Raw genomic sequence first — 24,233 nt, forward strand, 5'->3', positions numbered from 1 at the left:
CTATGCAACTTGTCATCTCATCCACCGGGACCATTCGCTGTCTCTATGACGAGACGCTCGACCTCCATACGCTCGGCACACTATCGATCTCGCGCGGCTCCCATGTCGAGCCGAACGAAGATGGCCAGTGGTTCGCAGATCTTTCGCCCGTCGGCGGGCCACAGCTCGGGCCTTTCGTTAGTCGTAGTGACGCGTTGACCGCTGAGGTTCGCTGGCTTGAAGAGAATTGGCTCTCTTCAAGCAACGACTAACGCACCTTTATTATCACAAACCTTCCAAAGCCCTTGCTGGATTGCGATCCGGCAAGGGCTTTTTCTGTTTCTTGACCTAAGGAGAAATGAATCCATGCAAGCTTCAGAGTTTTATCGAGCCGTTGCTGAGGCAACTGGCGAAAGCGTTGCCACGATCCGTCAACTTGGATTTTCGCTAGTCGAGGAACCATTAGACGACCTGGATGACGATGTCTGTTTCGGCCCGAACGTCATCGACTGGGACGAAGTCGAGTATTTGAGAGCACGGGAGTCTTCGGGGAGCGAGTCTTATGAACCGAAAGCAGCCTAACTCCCAAACTTCGAGAACAGCAGCCTTGTCACTAACGCCACATTATCGGAATGCAGCGGATCAAGTCGATCTGCGTTTGATCCGAGGTGGTCAGCAGCGAGGGCGGCGTCAGTACCGATACCATCCTCGTTGTGCGAATTTGCGGCGCTCGGACAGGTAGGTTTGTTACTTCGAGACTGGGAGGAACTATGGAAACCATCGTGCAGGCTGCATTCTGGGCCGTCGTTGCCTGGGCTTGCTACAAAACCGGAAAGCAATTGGGAAGTCGGAAGGGATTCAACGCCGGTCGGCGACGTGGACGTTCATCGAGACGATAATAATGTTGCCGTAAACAACGCAGCAGGGCCGTCCAGATGGGCGGCCCTGCTGCGTTTTCTTTTTAGCTATCCATCGGAAAATGTCTCCCCCATTCCGGGAGTTTCAATTCTCAAGACCACGAAAGGTAAGACTGTCTTAACAGTCATATAACGTGACGCGGCCCGAAAGCACATTGTCACCTGACTACGCTGGTCGTTCGGGATTAGGCGCCTGGAATATGGATATCACAATAGTTCGCGTCGGCTCCTCTTTCGGGCCTGACGTCGGTTCAACGTGCCCTCCTATTTCGATGAGGCAACGATCATTCCGATTGCCAAATGTTCCTCCTCCTCACTCGAAGTCGATGGTTGGTGCTTCTCGAATCGAGGTTCTTTCCCACGAATTTCAAGAATGAAATGTTTGGCAGCCAAGAAATCGCCAAGTAGAATTATGGCCGATCTATCCCAATCGAAAGCTAAACAAGGGACAAGTTAGAGTGGCCGCTGACGATTTCGCTGTAATTACCTGTTACTTCAATCCCTGCAATTATGAGAATCGCCGACGGAATTATCGGATGTTTGCCGACGCGTTGGCAAGTCAAGACGTTCCATTATGGACGATTGAAGCGGCCCTGCATGATGGGGAGTTTAGGATTGAGGAAAAGAACGAATCGGTCGTTCGCCTGCGGCTGCCCAAAGAGGGTTGGCTTTGGCAGAAAGAGCGTTTGCTCAACATCCTTCTCCCCCACGTGCCCAAGCAGTTTACCAAAATTGGCTGGGTCGATTGCGATGTTATTTTCGAGACCGATCACTGGGCTGACCTTGCTTCTTCCACAATCGATTTGTATCCAATCATTCAGCTCTTTGAGTACGTGAGATGGCTAGGCCCCAACTTTGAAATCTTGCCATGGTTTGAGAAGATCACCCGTCGCCCGAGTATGGCCGCCCTCTGGCACCACATACCGGAAAAGGCTTCTAAGCTGCAGATCGCATCACCAGGTTTTGCTTGGGCGGCACAACGATGGTTACTTGAAAAGCACAGCCTCTACGATCGGGAAATTACCGGCGGGGGTGATACGGTCATGGCTCTTTCCAGTCTTGGCATGTTTGATCATGTCTACTTTACGCGAGGCTCGGAGGCCATGGCTGAATCCGCGCTCACGTATGGTCGTCCGCTATATGACGACGTAAGAGGAGCAATGGGGTATATCCCAGTGACCCTCTCGCACCTGTGGCACGGTAACCGAAAAGATCGTCAATACGTTGAGCGACAACGGTTCATGGATTCCGCGGGATTTGACCCCCGTACGGATATCCAGCTTGACCCAGTCTCTCAGCTTTGGACGTGGTCAGAATCGGCTAAACCTGAAGTGCGGGAATATATGCGAAATTACTTTTCGGTCCGCAATGAAGACGCCAATCCGGTCAAATCTTAGTCGATGACTTCGAGCCTTGTTCCTTGACACGTTGCTTTTGCAGCTCCTCAAGGAATGTTGCTGACGTTGGTCGGCCATGCCAGCGTCCCAGTTTGTGTCGGAAATTTCGATAGAAGTGCCGACCTGCGTCGACGCTGCAGTGTTCTGCCTGAAAAATCATTTGCAGGATACTCACAAATCTTAGTCGCTGTTCTCGGATTCTTGATAGCGTGCTCTGGCGGATCAAGTCAGGAGAGAAGTTGGCGTGAATGAGCTCGTTAACAGCCTTGGCAATCGCAGGTGCATCATCAGGTACCACGCGTACGTATCGTGAGTCAAACCACTCGTCTCTGCCACCTTCACTGACGGTAGAAACAACAGGCAATCCACAAAGCATGTATTCAACGGCGGAATACATCGCCCCTTCTTTGGCAGACAAGCACAAACCCACTTTCGAGCGATTCAGCCAGCCAACAATCTCGGAAGGGGTAATGTATTTGTCCGGTTGTTTCGCATGCGTAAAAGCTCCCTGAAGCACTTCCGTACGCACCTTTGCAAAATACTCTAGTTCGTCCCGAACCGAGGCGATCCCTCCGATAAAGAGCGGTGTCGATATGCTTTTGGCAAGGGCATGGCGTTTGAAGGGAGCCATTCGAGCGTTGTACACGGCATCGAATTCCTTTTTGATTGTCGAGTTGATCGTGAACAGCTCTTCGTCCAGGAAGCAGTTGTGCGAGACGAAGTAGGCTGGGATGCCACGACACATGAGTTGGTTGGCATGCGCCTTAACATTGACCATGTGGATCAGCTTATCCTGCGGCCTGGTCGACAATGCTCGCTGATGGTAATCGGCAATTTCCTCTACGGAAACGCACCACGAATATTTCCGCAGTCGATAAATGGGCATGTCCGGAAGACAAGGTCCGATGTCTGTATTCATGCCGCAGGCGTAATAGAGGATGGGAGGATTCGCCGCAACCCAGCCGAAAAAGACAGATTCGTTGAGTTGCGGAAGGCTGGAAGGGTCGCCGATATCTGCAACCTTTTCCTCTGACGCCTCCTCCTCCACACTGCGAACCCGTGGCATGATGCCTTCGAAAAACTCTTCCCAGTCCGCCTGGCTTCCTTTCCAACGTGCCCTACCTTCGTAGTCAGGCGTTCGCTTTAGCGGAAACCATCGCTCCGTCGATTCGCACTCACCCTTGACGGCAAACACGAGTTGAAAGGAACAGAAACCCGATTTTTTCAAGCACGAGACGATGTCCTCGTATTGCGATTCAAGATCGGTAGAGTTCTCCGTTCGGCGAATGAACAGGACGTTTTGTGATTTCAAACTGAGAAAGTTCCGTATCTGGGTCTGCCATCGCTGCCTGATCTCCTTACCAAGTTCTTCCTTAGGTTGATGCCCCCAAATAAACTTCGTCTCGTAGCATCCGATTCGAATCGTTTTCCCTGAAAAGACCTTCTCAAAATCTGATCCGATGCATTCCAGCAAGGACTCATGACTGGTCGCGGCATTGTCGAACGGGCAAGTTAAGGTAGGCAGGCCTGCCCTTGAAATATGGTAGGCTACCTCACAGTTGTCTCCCAAACTGATGACGCGATCAAAGAGTTCGTTATTCGGCATGGATTCACTTAACATCTGAGGGTGTGTCCATCAGCAAGCTGCGCAGATTGTTTCGACAATTTTATGCTGCTGGGCTTCAGCATCGTAACTGCCTAACTGGCTGGCGAACCGAGAGCTGTTTTCCTGCAGTTGTTTGCTTGTTAGTGCCGCGTTCAATTGCGAGATAACTTGGGGAACGTGACTTGCCGAGGCCGAGAACGCGAACCCTTTCTGCACGGTTACATGGCTCAGTATCGATTGCTCCTGCATTAAAGGGATCTGCAGAATCGGCACGCCAGCTAAAAGAAATTCACAGGTAACACCATGATTTCCATTCAATATGGCCAAGTCACACGTCTTCTTGATCTCCGTTAAATCAATCGCTTTGTCCAGGAGTTGAATCCGGTTGCTAACGAGTTTCCGAAGGGGAGTGAAATCGATTCGATCTCCCACGACGACCACCGAATGCCCCGATTCGGATAACCACCGAATAAGGTCACCCAGACATGGCATCCGCTTCAGATAAGCGAAGATCTTTTTACCGCTTGCTGGTCGCCAACCAGTAAAGGCTGACCGTGACAAGGGCGGAGACCAAGAGCCAAAGTATTGAGCATCTTGGCGCGAAGGGTAGTGATCGAGATCGCAAAACGTGGTTAAGAAGTTGCCCTGGACGAGTTCAAACAAACGCCCCAATCCCGTCAGAGGCTGTTCGATGCCGGGAATCGTCCGGTGGATGCGGTCGATCAGACTTGATTCTCGTTCCGCCAACTCCATGGGATCATGAGGTCTCCACCAAGCCATGGGAGGAAGTGGAAATATCGGTGGTGGTTGGCAGAAACCTGTTCCAATCGTAAAGGCAGGTAACTGCAACGAGAGTGAAGCCAACATGGCGGTAGGGCTATGGTCGTGCAAAACGATATCCGGCTTCAAAAGCGAGAACAGGCCCTTCCACCCTTCAAAAAGCCCCAGCAACTCGATTTCGTCCTCGTAGCCAAGATTGAGAAGCATGTCGCCGTAGGTGAGTGGACGGTCAATCGGATTGGCGGATTTCTTAGTCCTAACTGGAGCTTGAAAATGCGGAAATTCTCCCCCCCCGAATAGTCTTACTGAGGTTGCTAGGTTTCTGGATATTAGCGAGATTTGATGCCCTTTTCGCTTCAATTCGCGCACTAGCGGTGCCAGCACGCCGAGGTGACCTAGCCCCCCACCAAGCTCCCAAGCGACAGCAACGTTGGCCATATCGTGTCCTCAGCTAAAACCTTCTCTTCAAGCAAATTGATTGCTAATTGTAACTGGTTAAACGGTTTCCAGCATTCCATAGCAACCTCTTGATGAAAAGTTCATTTTTTTCATCAAATATGTTTTTTATGCTAAATAGCCTCGCTATAATCCTCACCATTATCCCAACGTGGATTGCGATAACTCCCCAAAGGAACCTCTTTCTATTGGGTGGGTCATACTCGTCAACTGCCGAATTCCCCGGTCTTCATAGGCTGTCGCCATGCATCTTCCCCACAACGCTTGGAAGCTTACTCTCGCCCGACTTGGACTTCGATTGAAGAAGAAATCGCCTGCGAAGATCAAGAAAAGTCGTCCCATGAAAATGGAACGACTACAGGCACGTAACATGCTCGCCAACGATACCGGCGTGGTGCCCTTTAGCGAAACTATAAACCTCTCAGGCATTGAAGATGAGCTCATCGGTGCCAATGTAGTTGAAGAGCTTCAGGCGGGGGGAACTTCAATTTTTGTTGGAACCATCCCTGGTTCCGTCTCCGATGTGGAAGAAGCATCCGGTCGATCTGCGATGATTTCCCTTGTCTCGGAATATGAACGCGAAGCGGAAGATGCTTGGCGAAAGTGGAGTGATGAAAACATTGGAGACGGAGACAGAGGTCGAAGCGACGGCGTCGGCAGTATGCTAGCCTTGGAAGGTGAGGGCTATGGCGAGGCTGAGATCGATGCCGACTTTGCGGGAACGCCAATTCTGGATGGAGCCTACGGTTCCTTTGGAACGGTAGCAATTGGAGGTTCAGCAAGTCGTAGTGTCGTGATCAGAAATACCGGAGATGCCGCTCTCAGCATCTCTGGTATTTCAATCTCAGGGAGCTATTCGGTTAGTGGAAACACCGGATCAGGAACACTCAACCCAGGACAGTCGCGAACGCTCACCGTTTCGATGACGGGAACCAGTACCGCCGGAACGAAAACCGGTACCTTATCCGTTTCTAGCAACGATAGCGATGAGAATCCGTTTGATATTCATCTCTACGGCGATGTCGTCAAACCGACGGCAAGTATCAGTGGAGGGAGTTCCAGCCTCGTTGAAGGCAACTCGGACACCTATACGATTTCGCTCAATATGCCAGCTGCGCAATCGACGAATGTCTACTACACGATGAATACGGGCTCAGCTTCCACTTCAGACTTCAGTCCTACGAGCGGAAGCTACGTTACGATTCCGGCTGGGCAGACATCGGCCACAGTCAACATTTCGGCGCTGAACGACACGCTCGTTGAATCAACGGAGAATTTTTCTATCCAGCTAACGAGTGGTTCCAACTACAGCCTAGGAGGTTCGAGTTCGAAGACTATTTCGATCTATGACACGGATGAATGGACGATCTCGGTTACAGCAATCGACAGCACGGCCGAGGAATCGGGTGGCAATACCGGTAAATTTCGCGTCTCGCGTTCAGGTGCCAGCAACTATACTTCTCCGATCACCGTCGCTCTGAATGTATCGGGCTCTGCAACCTACGGTAACGATTACGGTTTCTCGCTCGGAACTTACAACGGCTCTGGAATTTCAGTCACGATTCCCTCCGGGCAAACCTACGTTGATATCGTCGTGACGCCTGCCAATGACGGTATCCGAGAAGGGAGTGAAACGGTCACACTTCAAGCGACATCGGGTACAAAATACACGGCAGGTTCACCCAGTTCCGCTACCGTAACGATCGAAGATAACGACGACTGGACGGTCTCACTTTCTGCGGCGGACTCAACAGCTTCCGAAGAAGGCCCCTCATCAGGGTATTTCGTTGTTACACGTTCGGGGTCACCGGATCTATTTGCGCCACTGACCGTTTATGTAAGTCGGTCTGGCACGGCAACCAATGGTGTCGACTACGCCACGATATCCAGTGCCGTGACCATTCCGGCCTACTCATCCAGCGCCTACATTTACGTCAATCCCATCAATGACAACAAGAAGGAATCGTCAGAGACCGTACAGCTAAGCTTGGCTGGTTCGTCTGGTTACCAGATCAGTGGCTCTAGTTCCGGTACGGTAACCATCGAGGACAATGATGACTGGACCGTCGACCTGGTCGTGAGCGATACGTCCGCGCACGAAGAAAATGCCTCGACCGAAAAGGGACAGGTAACCCTAACCCGTAGTGGCGAGACGGACCTATCCAACCCGTTGCCTGTGAGCCTCTCGTTCTCCGGGTCGACGGCGATTTCGGGGGTCGATTACGTTACGATTCCTTCGACTTATACCATCCCCGCCGGGCAAACGTCGGTCACGATCGATGTGACCGCAATCAACGATGCCTATCGCGAGTCGGACGAGGATGTCTATTTCACGCTGGCTTCCAACTCGACGTATTACAACCAGGGGAGTTCTGTTTCCGGCAATGTGACGATCGGTGATAACGATGACTGGGTCGTCGCGTTGGTCGTAACCGGATCGACGGCCGAGGAAGGAGGGACCGCTGGTTCGTTCTACTTCACGCGTACAAGCCCCGGTGGGTATAGCGTCGCTCAATCGAAGGCGATTTCAGTAGGCTTCTCCGCAGACTCCATGGCTTCGACTGCTTCCGCAGGGGACTATAGTTTTTCGAGCTCCTACGCGACGTTTGCCGACGGTTCAGCGACTTCCAATAGCATCTCCGTGAACGCGGTGAACGACAACTTATGGGAAACGACCGAATATCTCGAGTTTGATCTGACGCCGAATTCCACCTATTTTGCAACCGGCTCACCCAGCAGTGGCAACATTACCATCTTGGACAACGACCAGTGGGACGTCAGCGCGATTGCAGGCGGAAATGCTGCGGAAACAGAGGACGGCAAAGGCACCCAGACCTTCACCATTACTCGCTCAGGTGAGTCAGACAAGACGCATGCTCTGTCAGTCGGTTTCACACTTTCGGGAGATGCCGACTACACCACGGACTACACTCTTTCAAGTTCTGCCACGCTTGTCATGGACGGTTCGTCTGGGACGATTACTATCCCCAGTGGTGAGACCGAAGTGACAATCACCTTGACGCCCGTCAACGATGCACTTCAAGAAGAAGAGGAGGAAGTTGTTCTCACGATCGTTCCCAAAGACGCCGTGAATGGTGCTGCGGGAGGATACGAGTCCACGGGCGGCCCTGCGTCGATGTACATCTATGACAACGATCAATGGGAAGTTGACGTTACACTCACCGGCGGACCTGCTCAGGAGACCCCCAGCAATAATGCCACTCAGACATTCACAATTACGCGAACCGGCGAAACGGATAAGTCGCACCCACTGGATGTCTATTTCTCGTGGGATGGCAGCGCAACGGTAGTCGATGACTACACTCTCACGGCGAGCCAAACCCTCTCGTCTGGCCTGATTACGATTCCGGCCGGGTTAGACACGGTCACGATCACAGTTCACCCTGTCAATGATGATCTTCGTGAACAGACGGAGACGGTCGAGTTGAAACTCACCGACAAGTCGACCACAGGCACCGCTGGCTACTCGACAACGACGGCTTCCCAAACGATCGAAATCGAAGACAACGACGACTGGGCAGTCACGATCGAAGCCACCGAGCCAACCGCCCAAGAGATGGACCAAGTTCCAGGTGAGTTCACGGTGACACGCTCCGGTGAGAGCGATTTAACGTATCCGCTGACCGTCTACCTCGACATCAGCGGAACCGCAACGCACGCTTCCGATTACAGCTTGTCACCTATTGAAAGCCTCTCTGGTTCTCAATTGGAAATTGTCATTCCAGCAGGCGAGACTACCATTGCCCTTACCCTGACGCCGGAAGACGAAGGCGATATTGAAGGAGACGAGACGGCCATCCTCACCATCGTCGAACAGACCACCTATGGAACCCCCGGATATACAGGTAGTGGTTCCGATACGGTTACGATTGAGGATCGAAAGGAGTGGGATGTAACAATCAAGGCCAATTCTCCGTCAGAAATCTACGAAAAGGGATCTGATGGAGCGACCAAGTCCAGCTTCACCTTTACTCGTTCAAACCTAAACGACTTCAGCAAAGCACTTGACTTAACGGTTGAATGGGGCGGCTACGCCACGAATGGCACTGACTACAAAGGCGACTCAAGCTCCCTACCTTCCACGATCACCATTCCAGCCGACGAGGCATCCGTCACAATTATTGTTGAAGCAATCAATGACACGAAAGCGGGAGTAGCACCGGAGAAAGACGAAGACATACGGCCTGAATTAATCGCACCAACCGAGTATCCCGAATATAGAATCGTGGGAGACACGTCGGCATATATATGGATCGTGGACACCTACGTTCCGCCAGGCAATCCAGGTTGCTCCTGTTCATGCGGTTGTGCGGGACAAACGATGTCAGAGTCCAATAGTGGGAGCATCAAAACCGGTGGTGGTAACGTAGAAAATGACTCAAGTGCGACTCAGAAATCCCAGGCAAATATTGAGGCACAAGTACGGATGGACGCGGGAAGCGCTTCCGCGGAACGTATACAGGCCGTCTTAACGGTCAATGGAAATCAGGTTAGTTCCATCCATTTCGATCCATCCACAGCGACCTTGGGGGACACTCTGCGATTTGCCCAACTTGCCGACACGAGTAGTCTCGACTCCGGTTTCTATGACTGGACGATGGATATCATCGACCATTACAGCGATGAAACCACTCGAACACGGACCTACCATGGAAAGAAGGATGTTTATAAGGCCAAGAGCGGCTTCGGAGACGGCTGGAGAATCCCGGAATCGGAACGCCTGATCTTCCAAAGCGATGGGATCACTTGGGAACGGGGCACCGGCAATCTTCATTTCTTCAGCGATAACGGAGACGGAACGTACACACAGCTGGTCGGCGACTTCAATGACACCGAGCTGGTCGAAAACGTCGATGGGTCGTTCACCATTTCTCAAAAGAGCGGAGTGACGTTTAATTTCAGCTCCGCCGGTCTCGTCGAAACGATTACGGACCGAAACGGAAATGAATCAACGTTCAGCTACATTGACGCAGATTCAGACAGTCAAACCGACGACCTGTCTCAAATTACCGCCTCCAGCGGAAAAACGAAGACCTACACCTATACCAGTGGCAAGATCACGCAAGTCACTGACTTTGATGGCACGGTCACGAACTACCAGTACGATGCCAACGGCCGACTCGAAAAATCCATCACGCCTGATCCTGATGGGACAGGGACTCTGTCCGATCTCGAATCGGTCTTTGGGTATAACACCACCACGGGCCAATTAACCAGTTACACCTCACCGAAAAACGAAACCACAACCTTCAACTTTGACGCCAACGGTCTCTATACGGGTCGCACCAACCCCGACTCCTCGCAGAATGCAATGACCTCCTGGGTCGCCTCGGGGCTTCCAGACACAAGTGGCGGCAAGGGAACCGAGGGGAATGAAGCGGACCTCGTTACCACGGCTGGTACGTCGGCCAAGGTGACCGATGAAGAAGGCAAGGAGTGGGAATACCGATACGGCACCGCAGGGCGTGTCACTGAAGCGATTGACCCCAATGGGGCAATAACCTACTACGAATACAACGATATCGGTCAAATCGCCAAGCTTACGCAGCCCGACCCCGATGGTAGTGGGCCAGAGACGGAGTACGTCACCACCTACGAATACGACGACCACGGCAATCGCACTAAGATCATCCATTCGGACTCCAGTGAAGAGATCTGGACTTACAATTCCAGCTTCGCCCATCCCATTAGCTACATCGATCGTAATGGAAAGAAGACCCTCTATACGCTTGACGCGAAAGGTAATGTAGAAACCGTCCAACAAGTGATTGGCTTTGTCGATGGCGTGGGTAACAGTGAAACGGATGACATTACGATCGAGTACGACTACACTCCAGCACCAAGCAGCAGTAGCGATCCGCCGGAAGGACTGGTCAGTGAGAAAATCGACGGAATCGGTCGAGTCACCCAGTATAGTTACAACGGCCAAGGCGATCTCACGAAAATTACATTCGCCGTGGGCACAATTGATGAGGCCTACGTCGAGTTCAAATACGACTCCAATGGCTGGTTAACCGACTACTACGACGAACTTGGGCAACGCACACAGTACGAATATTACACGGACGGTATGCTGAAACAGGAGACGCTTCCTGATCCTGATGGCGCGGGCTTATTGACCTCGCCTATCTACTCCTACCAGTATGACGGAAATGGCAACCTGGTCGAGCAGACCGATCCGCTCGGACGCATCACAACGTACACGTACGATGACGTCGGCAACCTGACCAAAATCACGTTGCCGGACCATGACGACGACGGGAATCTCACCAACTACGAGTATCTCTACAACGACAGCCGCCAGCTTACAGGCTTTAAGGACGCGCTCGGCGTTCTGACCGAGTACGCCTATGATGGCCTGGGACAACTCCTGATAATTACCCTTGCTGATCCCGATGGGATCGGGCCATTGACCGCCAGCAAGATTGAATACGAGTACGACTCGCTTGGCCGTGTCACCTCGATGCTAGATCAGCTAGGACGCGAGACGACCTATAATTTCAGCGACTTCGGTAATAAATCGACCGCCAATTACGTCGACCCAGACGGCACAGGCCCCCTCTTCTCCGTCAGCTCGAAAGTCGAATATGACGCTGTCGGCAATATGCTCGAGAGTTCGTACTACAACCAAGCCGTCCAATACGAATACGACGATCTTCATCGCCTGATCAAGGTCACTTATGAAGACCCGGATGGCGCCGGACAGCTAGTTGCCCCGGAAAGATCGTATCAATACGACGACGCTCACCAGCTGCGTTTCGTCACAGATGAACTGGGCAACGTCACCGAGTACCAGTACGACAACCGCGGACGGTTGAAGACGATTATTCACCCCGATCCGGATGGCACAGGCGAGCTTGCCTCGCCGACCGAGTCGATGCTCTATGATGACGCAGGCCAACTGACTTCCTACACGGACGAACTCGGCAATACGACGAGCTATGTCTACGATGACTTGGGGCGTCTCGAGTCGATGACTCTTCCCGATCCAGACGGAGCTGGCAACCAAGCGGCCGCTACCTTTAACTACACATACGATGCCGTTGGCAATCTTCTGACGGAATCAGACGCCTTTGGCAAACTGACCTGCTATGAATACGACGACCACGACAACCTGATCGAGATTACCTATCCAGATCCCGATGGTACAGGCTCGAAACAGGCCCCGGTCGAATCGTTCGAGTACGACGATAATGGCCGCCTCATTCTCGTCGTCGATGCCGCAGGCAATGAGACGGCATACGAATACGATGACCTGGGAAGACTGGTCAAAGTGACCTTGCCCGATCCCGACGACGCAGGTGAGCAGGAATCCCCCGTTTACATCTTCGAATACGATCTGGTTGGTAACCTTATCAGCGAGACCGACTCGCTGGGCAACGTTACCAGCTACGAATACGACAACCTGGACCGCTTGACCACCATTACCTCGCCTGATCCTGACGGAGAAGGCGGTCAGCAATCCCCTGTCGAACGGTTCGTTTACGACATCTATGGCAATCTGAAGGAAGCCATCAACCCACGCGGCCTCACCACCACCTATCAATACGACAACCTTAACCGGCTAACGTCTGTCACCGAGCCTGACCCAGATGGTCCGTCCCCAGGCGGATCGCAGACCAGTCCCGTCTCCAGTTATCAATATGACGCCGCTGGGAACGTTACCAGCTTTACGGATGCCAACGGCAACACGACGGCTTATCAGTACGACCATCTCCAGCGTCTCACCCTGGTTGTGCTGCCAGACCCGGATGGAGTCGGGGGTGAAACCAGCCCACAGTATCAATACAAGTACGATGCCGCCAGCAACGTTACCAAAGTCATTGACCCACTGGACCGGGAAACCACTTACGAGTACGACGACCTCCAGCAGCTAGTCAAAATTACGCAGCCCGATCCGGACGGTGTAGGAGGCGACAGTGCGCCGGTCTTCTCCTTCGTTTACGACGCTCAGGGGCGACTCAAGAAAGAGATCGACGCCCGCAGTGCCGTAACCGAGTACTTCTATGATCATCTCGGACGTCTTACCAGCGTGACCACCGAAGATCCCGATGGCGGCGGCTCTCAAACCGCGGCGACAACTGCTTTCGACTATGACATCCTCGATCGGCTCATCTCGCGAACCGATCCACTCGGCAAGACAACCACCTACGACTACGACAACCTCGGCCGCCTCATCGAAGAAGTCTCTCCGATCACGTCGGTCAAAATGACCTATACTTACGACTCGGAAGGTAACCTGCTGGCCGAGACCGATGGCCTAGGGCACACCACTTCGTATGTGTACGACAACCTCTATCGAACCATCGCCAAGATCAATGCCGAAGGTCGCATCACCGAGTATGCCTACGATGCCAACGGCAATCTGCTTTCCCTCCTCGATCCGGCGGCTAACCTCACTACCTGGGCCTATGATGGGCTAGATCGGGTCACGCAGGAAACCAACGAGCTGAACAAGTCTCGTTACTACGAATACGACGCCGTGGGTAATGTCGTCGAGCAAACCGACCGCAACGGGGACGTGATCGAGTACGATTACGACAACCTCAATCGCCTGGTTACCGAGCGTTGGAAAGATGGCACTACCACCGTCGAAACGTTCAACTACGTGTACGATGCTGCCAGCCAGCTCACATCGGCCTCGGGTTCGTCCTCGTCCCTCTCGTATGTGTACGACAACCTGGGCCGCGTCAAGGAGTTGACCCAGCAGCACCACAGCCAAACCTATTCGGTCGATCAAACGTTCGACGCCATGGGCAATCGGCTGAGCTTCTCAGCAGAACTGAACGCAGTTGCCAGTGTCGTCAATACGTTCGCCTATGACCTTCTTGGGCGAATGACCTCGGTCACCCAGACCGGTACCCAGACCGACAAGATGGTCGAGTTCGCCTACAACAAACGTGACCAGCTGTTGGGGATCGATCGCTACGAAGATGCCACCGGCACCACCAAGTTCTTCACTACCGATTTCCAGTACGACGACGCTGGCCGCGTGACCGATATCGATCACGAAGCCCTCGACGACGACGGCTACGGTGGCCCCAGCATGGGCATGGTCGACAGCTTCGACTTCGGTTACGACGCGGCCAGCCGCATTACCACGCTGTACAGCTACGGCGGCGGCACAGTCACGTTCCAGTACGACGACAGTAGCCAGCTGACCTACGAATACTCTACCGGCACCAACCAGTACGGTCACTACAACTACGACCAGAACGGCAACCGCGTCCGTCACGGTTACACGGTTGGCAAGAACAACCAGTTGCTGACCGACGGCGAGAAGCTCGAATTCTTCTACGACGGAGGGGATCCTTCCAAGTACCGCCTGCAGTTCAACATCGATGAAGATGAAGACGGTTACGGCGGTTTTAATCCGTCTGCCGGACCCGGGGCGCCTGTGACCGATGCCGACTTCTACGCGGAGGAAATTGGCAACCAAATCTCTACCAGCCACTATGTTAATGTCAACGAAGGAACGGAAACGGTCGTTGAATCGACAATCGGTGACGGCTCGTTCCTCGGAAACGACGTTGATTTCTATCGCTTCAGTATGGGGTCCGGCGATACCATCGGCATCGACGTCGACGCGCTGCTGATGGACGACGGCACGCAACTTGGCACGGCGAACATTCGCCTGCGGCTGTTCGATTATCTAGGGAACCAAGTAGCTTACAATATTGATGGTATCGATCCAGACAACAATTCGTACTCAAACGATCCGTACCTCGTTTTCACCTCTTACAGCGGAGGCGAATACTACCTGGGCGTCTCCTTCGAGTGGCACTCCAACTACGATCCACTGGAGCCATACGAAGGCAGCGGCACCGCTTCCAACAGCTACACCTACGACGACGAAGGGGCCCGTACCTCGAAGACCGACCTAAGCACCGGCGAGACAACCGAGTACGAGTGGAACCACCGTCATCAGCTGACCAAGATCACCGAGAAGGACGATCTGGGCAACGTCACCAAGATCGTTGAGTACGAGTACGACCCGCTCGGCAGACGCATCGCCAAGCACATCGATAATAACGGTGATGGCGATACACTCGACGCAGGAGACGACGTCGACCTGTTCTTCTACGACGGCCAGCACATCGCCCTACAAACGGACGAAAGCGGCAACGAAGAGCACCACTACCTGCACGGCCCGGCCATCGACATGATCCTGGCCGACGAAGACGCTACCGGCGAAGTGCTTTGGGCCGCGACCGACCACCTGGGCAGTGTGACCACGCTGTTAGACTTCGACGGCACCAGCGACACAGACGTCGTCGCTACGTTTACCTACGATGCCTTCGGCAACGTCACGGATCAGACGGGCAGCGGGGTGGACTTTTCGTTTGGCTACACCGGACGGGAAATCGATGCCGAAAGCGATCTGCAGTATAATCGGGCTCGGTACTACGACGCGGATATTGGGCGGTGGTTGAGTCAGGACCCGATTTCGTTCTCGGCGGGGGATGAGAATCTTTATCGGTATGTGGGGAATACGGTCACGATTTACGTTGATCCAAGTGGGCTGCAAGGGGGAGATTGGCTCGATTGGGCGGCATCATGGAATCCGGGAAGGGGTTTTGGGGGGGACCAATATGATGATTACTTTACTTGGTCCGAGCCTTTCGGACCGTGGAATTCTAATCCCACTTCGAGTCAACCAAGCAACACCACTGGGCCCAAGAGTGGCACGCAGGCATCAATTAGAAAGGACCTAGCAAAACAAGACGCCGGCTGGAAAGCATCCGATGAACAAATGAAAGAGCGGATGCGAGATGCAAAAGACGCCGCTGAGGATTTGCAAGATCATCTGGGAAGTTCGACTCCGGGTGTTGGGCAGGTAAAAGACGCGATAGAAATACGAAGTGGGAAGCGTTTCGTAGATGGCGAAGAATTAGGTTGCATGGACTATGTTGGTCGAGCTGCTAACGTGGGGGCGAGTGGTGCTACAATATTCGGCTCTGCTGATGAGCTAATCGAAGGCGGCGGTTCAGCCGCGAGGAATGCTGGAAGATCGAAAGGAAGTAGTTCGGGAGGGAAGCAGGTTGCAAGAAGCGCTTTCAGCAATCTACATGCCGGTTGGTATAGACACATCGATGGTATTGTTGATGAATTGGTCGCAAGCGGACGTCCTCGGACTATTGTTTTGGGAGAAGGCGGACAAGGTAAAATCGCCAGCTTCGTTAATCGGGATCCACGAAAGGTAACCGAGTTTCTGGAAATGCGTCCTAGGAACCTTGACTATTCGGACGCATTTAAAAGCGGAAAAGGCACGGCAGCGATGGAGGCCGAAACGCTTGAATTCAATTTGGCTTTGATTAGACGACTGCAACAGCAGGGATTCACGTTTGAAGTTATGGGTGATATTTCGTCGTCCTGTGCTGCAACATCAAGTTGGTTAAAGGCTGAGCTTGAAGTGCTTGAATCATTAGGAGTCCGTTGGAAAACGATTCCTCAATCTCAGATCGACGAAGTAATGAAATTAAAACCGTGGGGACGACCTAGAAGGTGATGAATATGACGACCAATACAGTTGCCTTTTCAGTTGACGATGTGGAGATTCTTTACTCTATTCCATTGCCTGGTGGCGATATTGCAACGATTGTCCGTGCTTTTACCTTTCTAAACCGATCCGCCCCGCCACCTTTCTCATTAATAAAAGATTGTTTCACGAAGGCTCTTCAGTCCGGCATTATGGTGGAGAACGATGGCCACTTTCAGATTGTGCCAGAGTGGTACAAACGAATTCACGGATATGATGCTTCAGAAGGAAATGAAATCGAGTCCATGTTGGCGTTTCAAGATGAGTTTGTGGGGGAGGAATTGTCTGTAGTTGCTGCTCTACAAGCGAGTTTTACTGAGAAAGCGTATAGTGCCATATTGCAAGGTATGTCTGAATAGGATTACTAGGACGGGTGGAAGTCACAAGCTGTTTGGCTTTCACTGGTGATCGAGATAAGAGCGGCGACATTTGATTAGAAGCTGTTTTTCCCTGTTGAAAACCGATCTTCCGTTTTCGGTTCCCCAGCGCTAAATTATCAGGCATGAGCACGAAGCAAAACAACCTGATCGCCGTGGCTCGCCTCAGCATGAAGCTGGCGGCCAAGTTTATGCGGCCCTATTCGCACGAGCAGGCACCCAAGCGATACACACAACCGCAGTTGATGACCTGCCTTGTCTTGAAGGCGTATCTGAAAACGACTTACCGGGGCGTGATCGAGGTCGTCGATGCCTCGGATAACCGCTTCTCAATTCCTGGCATGAGGTTCACGATTTCAAGATAATGCATTCGCCTGATTTTATCGTCGCCTTTGGAAGACCGCCATGCAATCAATTGAATTGCTCAAAGGGAGTCAACTTTGCCCCGGCAGTATGACCACCTTCAACGGGCTGCCATACTCTCGAGTTCCCAATTTAGAAACAGGAACCGAACTTTAGGCGACGCAGGTGGCAAATAGAACGGCATTCAATTGCAAGTAAAGCCTGATGAAGAAAAAGGTTATGGCTAAGATCGGCGGGAGTTGAGAATCCTTTAGTTGTGTCCACAACTACGTTGGATTCAACTAGTGAGAGTCACTCAGGGCGTCGACGATACCTCCGGCAACGTCGGCAACTCTTCCGTCGGTAATTGCGGCGGCAGAAAATCCTACTAACACGACAAGGAAGATACCTACGAACGCTGGAAAAATCACCGACCACAACCCATGAAATTACGGGGCCGTTGACTACGAAACTAATTGCTCCGTTCTCATCCTGCTGCCAGTCGACACTCTCTACGTCTTCGCCGTTCCTCCACTCTGAGAACTCCTGCGCATTCGATAGGTAGTTGTATTTGCACTGGACTGTAGTTCCATCCAAACAAACAAGGAAGTTTTCTTGCCCGAAGCCAAGCTGAAGCTAGTGATTGATGCCTTAGACCGCTCACGTCACGAAGTCATCTACTTTGCGGTGAACGCGTTTGAAATTTCGCAAAGTCTTCGGGTAAATGGTTTAGTGCAGATTTCGATGCGAAGAGTCGAATCCTCGAAATCCTCTGCTTGAACTGGACTCTCAATGACGTAACTCATTGTGCCCACAATGAGAAAGCCCTTCAAACTAATACCCAATGGGCTTATTTCTAAAGATGGTTGAGACGGCAAAACTGCGATTCAACTTCCTCGGCAGGTCGTCAGCAAGACTCCGATGCAGCGATCCATTGAAGTCGCAGGACTTGCGGCACTGTTGGCATTTTTTTTCGGGAGCCGATCTCTGGAAAAGTACCGAAGTCAGTCCAGTCGCCGATGCGTCAGTCAATGTGAGCAAAGCAGTGTCGGAATCCTTCCTGCGCAACTATCTTTACTTGAAATCCTCGCGATGGTTACGTTGAAGTAACATTGTATTCACAATGCTATAATGTCTCGCGGTGGTAGGTCATCATGTACAATTATGTTATGTTTGCTCGCGGCAATGAAACAGGAGAACGCTCATGCTGAATCAGAAGAAGTCTACGCCCGAAGAGGCTGCATACCATGAGGCCGGCCACTGCTACGTTGCCGTACGAGATGCTGGACGAATCGTGAATTGGATGGACATTCAGGAGGAAGATGATGGCTGGAGCGGCACGACAAATATTGTGCCTGACTACCAAAATTTGCTTACTTGGACGACGATTGCCGTTGCAGGCATCGCGGCGGAGGCGAGGCAAGATGCCAACCGCCGCTTCCCAGAAGAGAAGTTGATAGTCACTGGCGACCTCGTTGAACAGGTCAAGGACTACGTTGATGAGGCTGAAAAGCTGGCTAGAAACAAGAAAAAGGTCCTCGCGGTTCAGATCAACTTTCCAACCGAAGGTGGTCAGCAGGCCGTCAGTGCGATCTCCATCAGTGACGTACGTCAGATTACACTGCCCTACCGGGATCGCTGGTCTTTGCAAACGTCTCTGGGGATCGTAGTAAGCATCGTCCAGAACGACCGGTATTGGGCCGACATCGATAAACTCGCTCAGGCTTTGCTCAAAAAACAGGCTATTGGCCGTGACGAAATCGAGACTTTTTTGGGCCTACGTTAAGTGAGAAACTCTGTAGGCTGATGAGTGGTGAGCCTACCCCTACCGGTTCATCAGCCTGCCCTGTGTGTTGTTAGAGCGGTCAAGCAAACGGTGATTTCCCCTTTCCCAACCGTGGCACGCGGTAGATCTTACCGAAGTTGATCGGCGGGAGATTACGCGATTTCATTGGCGAGTACACCATGTCTAAACTCCGACCTCACACGAACTTTTTGTTTGAAGCGGGAAAAGTATTGCCGCAGTTTGTGGTTAAGAGCGTTACCCGCATCCTCGGCATTCGCAAAGATGGCGGTCCGGCCGACCACCGCGGCACGGCTGTGATGTGCTGCGTGCAAGGACGACAAGCCTTTGTCACCGCGAACCATGTCCTCACCGAGATCGAGAAGTCCGATGACTATCGATGCACCGGAATCAGCGCCTCCCCGGATGGTTTTCAGGCGCAGTACTTGCGATTCCCCGATATTGATGTAGCGGTCATCATGCCTGAAAACGAGATTAAAGTCCGAGAGGGAAGTGTTTTTTGGCCGAGCAACTGGTGCGATCTTCAGGAGCACGCTGTCATGGTCGGTGATTACATGCTCATGTACGGGTTTCCGGCGCGATTCTCACGTTTCTCAAACTTCCTTCCGGGCAATATCTCCGAGGGTTACACCCACGTCACTTGGGTCCGACCTCGTCACAGTCAGGCCCAAGATCCCCTCTGGAAGCCCTTCGCGGAGATTGCTGGTTATCCCCCGATCCCAGACGAATTGCTACAGTCCTGACAGTTTTGTCTCAATTTCGACGAACCAACCGGCCCCTTGAAAACACAGGAAGGCGACCTCGTGACCAGTGCCGGAATCCTAAAGGAGCATGCAGGGCTCTACGTTGACTCGCCGAGCTTACCGGGACAGCAACCTTTTGGTGCGTTTGGATTGAGCGGCAGCCCCGTCTGGAGATTCGGTGCTGCCGAAGCGGCTTGGTCGCTGGACCTTTGGTCGCCTGAATCGGCGCGACTGGCTGGGATCATTACGCATTGGAATGAAGAACGTTCCTTCTTAAAGGCGACCAGATTCAGTGAGATCTTCACACGAATGTCCGAGTCACTTCATCGGGCGTAGACGCCTTTGAGTAGGCAAGTTATATCTATCTAGAGAGGGGGGCAATAGTAAGGCGTGACCGACAACGGTGTGAAAACGATTCATACGGAGCCAAGAAGAGAAGGGGTTGCTGAATCGCTCTTTATCACGCTATTTCCCATGGGGGCATACGATGACGCAGACTCTGAAATCTTCATCCTCGCATGAAAGATCTTTTTCCAATGCCACTGCATTTTTCAGTCGAAGATTTGGATCGTAGACAAGACAAATTAACTGCTTGCAAGAAGTGTCTTGGCGGTAGTAGCGAGCGTCGATGATTAGCTGATCCGCAATGTGACGTTGCGTCAAACGATCACCTGTGTGCTTTACTTCGATTGCAATCTGATGATCTGGAAGGACGAAGTCGATTCGATTCTGATTATCAGCATATGATGGTGTCCATGGCTCAGCGCGAACGTCTTCAAAGAAGAGTCGTAAAATTGCATGTAAGGCATCTTGAACATCGTACTCGTCAACCATTTCAATTGTTGGTCGAGGAAGCCTTTGTTTGGTTCCATGTTGTTTCACGTCTTTTCGCCGTTGTTGGATTTGCCGAGCAAAAAGCGGAAAGTTTCTCGCCAATTGCTCGACCAAACGAGCAGCATCGTACTCGGTCGCAGGAGTCCGACAGGTTTCGTTTAGACGAGAAATTAGACGACGATGTATACTGTCCTCTAATGCATACAAAAGGAGAGAAGCGTCCGCAACATTCTGAAGATCGAACTTTCCAATGGCGACATCGGAAAGGATTTTTTCTTCTACGGCCAAGACGAGGTCTGGATCGACCGCTACTTTGTGCGAATGTTGTGTTGCGAGCCACTTGACAACTATTGCCACATCTAAAGTCAAGTTGTCATCAGGGAGTTTTACCAATTCGTACGATTTGTCAGTAAGCAGCATTTCTACAAAACGGTAAAGCAACTGGGATTTTGTATCATCGTTTCCATTTGCCAAGCAATTTCGTACAACCTCGGAAAATGTCGTTTGCAGAGGACTTGATTGCGCAGCCACCTGCTTAATGCCAAGAGCAATTCCTAGAACTTCAAATGGTCTAAAAGTGAATGCTTGTCGATCAATTGGAAATAGGTCTCTGCCCAATATAGACACGCAAGCAGTTGGCCATTCATCTTGGAGAGGCGACTGATAACCTGGATCAATTGCTACCAAATACCCAAAGCACGCGAGTGTTTGTGGGTGTTTAAAGCTGGTGTCCATTGGCCAAAATGGAAGAGACTCATGCTGGGTGTTGGCGTCAGCATTTTGCGAATGCAAAAAGATCGAGAGCCCGGCTTCTGGATTTGGCAGCTGACGATTCTGTTCCACAAATGTGCGAATCTCTGCGACGCTTTTCGAGAAGCTTTGCGACAGTCGTTCATGCATTATAGAAACCACTTGCTGTTTCGAAGCTTGGTATTTAATACAGCTTGCGACCAGCCATCAACGGACTTCAGTCTTGCGAGCAGCTCCGCTATCAAAGATGAATATAGGATGGTCACTGGTTTTTCTGAAGGTAAGGTCGATCTCCATGATAAAGTTGTAAAGTTAAGGATCTGCTCTGAGAGATAAGCGAGATCACGGTAGGTTGATTGTTTGTGGAGGTGAATCAGCAACGGCCTTGGCAAAGAAAGGTTAGCGCGTTTTACCATTTGCGGACCAGTAGTAGTGACTAACCGCGTGAATTGCCCCACCTCCGCTGCCAGGCCTCGCTGTGGCACATAGGTTCCCTTCGTTCGATTGTGTCTCGTTATCCCGCTTTGAGCCATATCGAGCAGTGTGAACGAGTGATCGAGCGATACATTCAGGAAAGCGAACTCAGTTGTTTGTTCGCTACCGACCTCCTCAACGCTCGAAGCAATGATGTCAGCAACTTCAACATTTTTTAGCGGCTTGAACGCATGAAAGACGATCCTGACTGTTTGGCCGGGTAGCCAATTATTTCGCTGTTTTACTTCGCGTAGGACGGTGATCGTAGATTCACGAAGAACGGAAGGATAGTCTTCAAATCTACATTCTTGAGAGAGATTTGAGAGGAGATAGTTTCCGTCACCACGAAAAACCGTTGTGATTCCGATGTGGCGTTGACTCTTCTCAAAACGACTTCCTGAAAGTTCCGCGTTTCCTATGCCAATGACCAACTCGTCGTCTACTGTTTCGCCGTGGTCAACGGTCCATGGAATGCCTCCCATTTTTGCGTACAAAGCTGTGGCGATGTTTCTGAATGTGAATTGAAGCTGCTTTTCATCAGCAGTCAATGTTGAAACTCTCGCCTCCTGAACCGGGATGCCGTGGGAGAGTAGAATAGACTTGGCAGCAAGGTAGGGGTTCTGTGCATCGGGTAAGCCGGCGTGTTCATCCAACAAGATGTTAAAAGCGGCGTCATAATCACAATCACGTGCTAGTCGTTCTTCAATTGCTTTTCGGTAAGCTTTTGCAATTTCCAGTCTTTCAACACCAAAGAGGCTTACTGAGAGTGGGTAGAACGTTGGGTTGGCAAGGTGAAAGACATCTGTAAAACCATCATATTGACTTCGCTGACTCGAACCGAATCCATCACGGAATTTCTTGAGTGCTTGGCTGACTTGCCCTGAAACAGTGTCCGGAGTAACTAGCAGAATGCGAGGTGAGCGGGTAGGAAAACTACCACGGTCGAATGGGCCATATCTTGCTAAACCTTCCCACGCGTAATTCGCCAATTTCGTACGGGATCGATCGAAAGAGTATTTCCCAGGAGGCAATTCGAAAACAGTTTTGTAATTCGACTGATTTGTGAGTCGAACCCTGTCTCCAATTGTAATGTCGATGTCGCCATGGAGCTTCACGGGGTTTTTTCCCTTTAGGAAACGCTCCATTTTGTTCAGTTCCTGGTCAAATCCTGAACCTCCGCAAAACTTGCCAAATTCGTCGTCGAATGCATAACAGAACTTGTCGTATTGGCTGCCCAATAGTCGCCGCAGACATGTTGCGAAAACCTCTTTCGATCCTTCGACTCGCAATTCTTCTGCAAAAACTTGATCCGTGTCGCCATAAGCTTCTTTTAGTACGACATTGTCGCCGCTAAGGCGATCAAACGTTCCAACCAATCGTCGTTGACCCGGTTCTACATTCGTTCGAACGAGATGCATTCCTAGAAGCGGGATGTTTGCCTCATGCAGCTCTTTAATACTTGCATCGCAGATCCAACGAGTGGCCAGATTGAGAACAAGCACTATTTCCAACTTGCCGGGGCGGAGTTCTATCAGTTTCGCTTCGAGTTCATATTTTGGGCGAATTTCAAATCGAGAAAGTAATTTAGGCCTAGATTTCAGGTTCGAAGCTGCTGCATCGACGAGTTCAGTGTTTTGCGCGAGAAATGTGAATGGTCGGTCTCGAACCGGATCATATCGATCAAAGACACTTTGCATCGCTTCATCAAGCATGCTCTTTACAAAACGCAGGCCAACATGATCGTAGAGCACCAAGAGACTCGTTTCGCCAATTCCTCCGTGTGCGACCTGTTCCTTTGCATGTGAATAGAGAAACCCTTCGTGATACATCGTAAACCAAGAGTCGCCGAGCGAGCGTCTGGCGTCCTTTACTTCAGTGGGCTCCATCCTGGCCTTTAGAACCGTTAACGATGTACCAGCAATTGCCGTTGAGAATCCGTTTAAGTACAGCATAGGCCAATTCTTATGTTTTCGATTTCATTCTCAGATTGAACTAACGCCACAACAACCTTACCGCCTCAATATTTATCTCAGGAAGTGGAAGCGAGTTGTGTCATTTCGTCTCTCTGCCAAATCCAATCCGAATACCCTAGGAAAACACGTCTTGCGACGCATCAAATTATCGTTGGGAATAGCAACTCTTCACTACAAATGGATATGGTATTCGAAATGCAGGTTGCTAAGCGAAGTTTTCCAATTGTCGAAAAACGTCTCA

General features: G+C 51.5%; 12 protein-coding genes and 1 pseudogene. 8 read left to right on the top strand and 5 right to left on the bottom strand.

What is annotated here, in order from left to right; translation table 11 throughout:
* Nucleotides 1-2: 2 nt before the first annotated feature.
* From LA756_RS01590 to LA756_RS01600, 3 genes are all read left to right on the top strand, one after another.
* Nucleotides 3-251, top strand: coding sequence for a hypothetical protein (locus tag LA756_RS01590; protein WP_224438138.1), 249 nt, complete (start codon nt 3-5; stop codon nt 249-251).
* A 94-nt stretch (nt 252-345) separates the two neighbouring features.
* Nucleotides 346-561 carry a hypothetical protein gene (locus tag LA756_RS01595; RefSeq protein WP_224438139.1) on the top strand — a complete coding sequence of 72 codons (216 nt, stop codon included), beginning with the start codon at nt 346-348 and terminating at the stop codon, nt 559-561.
* A gap of 871 nt (nt 562-1,432) precedes the next feature.
* Complete coding sequence (locus LA756_RS01600) at nt 1,433-2,293, top strand: hypothetical protein (protein WP_224438140.1); 861 nt, start codon at nt 1,433-1,435, stop codon at nt 2,291-2,293.
* On the opposite strand, the gene LA756_RS01605 is transcribed toward LA756_RS01600, so the two are convergent.
* The 3 genes and pseudogenes from LA756_RS01605 to LA756_RS01615 form a co-directional block, all read right to left on the bottom strand.
* Nucleotides 2,283-3,605 carry a glycosyltransferase gene (locus LA756_RS01605; protein WP_224440454.1) on the bottom strand — a complete coding sequence of 441 codons (1,323 nt, stop codon included), beginning with the start codon at nt 3,603-3,605 and terminating at the stop codon, nt 2,283-2,285. The genes LA756_RS01600 and LA756_RS01605 overlap by 11 nt on opposite strands.
* Before the next feature lie 144 nt (nt 3,606-3,749).
* A pseudogene (locus LA756_RS27275) lies at nt 3,750-3,914 on the bottom strand (DUF1796 family putative cysteine peptidase); the annotation flags it as partial.
* Nucleotides 3,915-3,929: 15 nt separating this feature from the next.
* Nucleotides 3,930-4,886 (bottom strand): glycosyltransferase, encoded by a 957-nt coding sequence (locus LA756_RS01615; RefSeq protein WP_224438141.1) that lies wholly within the window; start codon nt 4,884-4,886, stop codon nt 3,930-3,932.
* 589 nt (nt 4,887-5,475) lie between these two features.
* Here LA756_RS01615 and LA756_RS01620 point away from each other — a divergent pair.
* The 5 genes from LA756_RS01620 (at nt 5,476) to LA756_RS01640 (ending at nt 19,961) form a co-directional block, all read left to right on the top strand.
* Nucleotides 5,476-16,665 carry a Calx-beta domain-containing protein gene (locus LA756_RS01620; protein WP_224438142.1) on the top strand — a complete coding sequence of 3,730 codons (11,190 nt, stop codon included), beginning with the start codon at nt 5,476-5,478 and terminating at the stop codon, nt 16,663-16,665.
* Nucleotides 16,666-16,670: 5 nt separating this feature from the next.
* A complete protein-coding gene (locus LA756_RS01625; RefSeq protein WP_224438143.1) occupies nt 16,671-17,054 on the top strand; it encodes a hypothetical protein in 384 nt (127 codons plus the stop codon).
* A 143-nt stretch (nt 17,055-17,197) separates the two neighbouring features.
* Complete coding sequence (locus tag LA756_RS01630; protein ID WP_224438144.1) at nt 17,198-17,437, top strand: hypothetical protein; 240 nt, start codon at nt 17,198-17,200, stop codon at nt 17,435-17,437.
* A gap of 1,181 nt (nt 17,438-18,618) precedes the next feature.
* Entirely contained in the window at nt 18,619-19,200 is a 582-nt protein-coding gene (locus LA756_RS01635) for a hypothetical protein (protein WP_224438145.1), read from the top strand.
* Between the two features lie 179 nt (nt 19,201-19,379).
* Nucleotides 19,380-19,961, top strand: a complete 582-nt coding sequence (locus LA756_RS01640) for a hypothetical protein (RefSeq protein WP_224438146.1) — start codon at nt 19,380-19,382, stop codon at nt 19,959-19,961.
* Nucleotides 19,962-20,426: 465 nt separating this feature from the next.
* Here LA756_RS01640 and LA756_RS01645 read toward each other — a convergent pair whose 3' ends face one another.
* Entirely contained in the window at nt 20,427-21,695 is a 1,269-nt protein-coding gene (locus LA756_RS01645) for a hypothetical protein (protein WP_224438147.1), read from the bottom strand.
* Nucleotides 21,695-23,971 carry a Piwi domain-containing protein gene (locus LA756_RS01650; protein WP_224438148.1) on the bottom strand — a complete coding sequence of 759 codons (2,277 nt, stop codon included), beginning with the start codon at nt 23,969-23,971 and terminating at the stop codon, nt 21,695-21,697. The genes LA756_RS01645 and LA756_RS01650 overlap by 1 nt, the downstream gene beginning before the upstream one ends.
* Nucleotides 23,972-24,233 lie beyond the last annotated feature (262 nt).

Source organism: Bremerella sp. TYQ1 (assembly GCF_020150455.1).
Classification (GTDB): domain Bacteria; phylum Planctomycetota; class Planctomycetia; order Pirellulales; family Pirellulaceae; genus Bremerella; species Bremerella volcania_A.

Bases quoted from the DNA above. Each gene is read 5' to 3' on its own strand.
- LA756_RS01595 (WP_224438139.1), top strand. From the start codon at position 346: ATGCAAGCTTCAGAGTTTTATCGAGCCGTTGCTGAGGCAACTGGCGAA.
- LA756_RS01630 (WP_224438144.1), top strand. From the start codon at position 17,198: ATGAGCACGAAGCAAAACAACCTGATCGCCGTGGCTCGCCTCAGCATG.
- LA756_RS01600 (WP_224438140.1), top strand. From the start codon at position 1,433: ATGTTTGCCGACGCGTTGGCAAGTCAAGACGTTCCATTATGGACGATT.
- LA756_RS01645 (WP_224438147.1), bottom strand. From the start codon at position 21,695: ATGCATGAACGACTGTCGCAAAGCTTCTCGAAAAGCGTCGCAGAGATT.
- LA756_RS01635 (WP_224438145.1), top strand. From the start codon at position 18,619: ATGCTGAATCAGAAGAAGTCTACGCCCGAAGAGGCTGCATACCATGAG.
- LA756_RS01620 (WP_224438142.1), top strand. From the start codon at position 5,476: ATGAAAATGGAACGACTACAGGCACGTAACATGCTCGCCAACGATACC.
- LA756_RS01640 (WP_224438146.1), top strand. From the start codon at position 19,380: ATGTCTAAACTCCGACCTCACACGAACTTTTTGTTTGAAGCGGGAAAA.
- LA756_RS01590 (WP_224438138.1), top strand. From the start codon at position 3: ATGCAACTTGTCATCTCATCCACCGGGACCATTCGCTGTCTCTATGAC.
- LA756_RS01650 (WP_224438148.1), bottom strand. From the start codon at position 23,971: ATGCTGTACTTAAACGGATTCTCAACGGCAATTGCTGGTACATCGTTA.
- LA756_RS01625 (WP_224438143.1), top strand. From the start codon at position 16,671: ATGACGACCAATACAGTTGCCTTTTCAGTTGACGATGTGGAGATTCTT.
- LA756_RS01615 (WP_224438141.1), bottom strand. From the start codon at position 4,886: ATGCTTCTCAATCTTGGCTACGAGGACGAAATCGAGTTGCTGGGGCTT.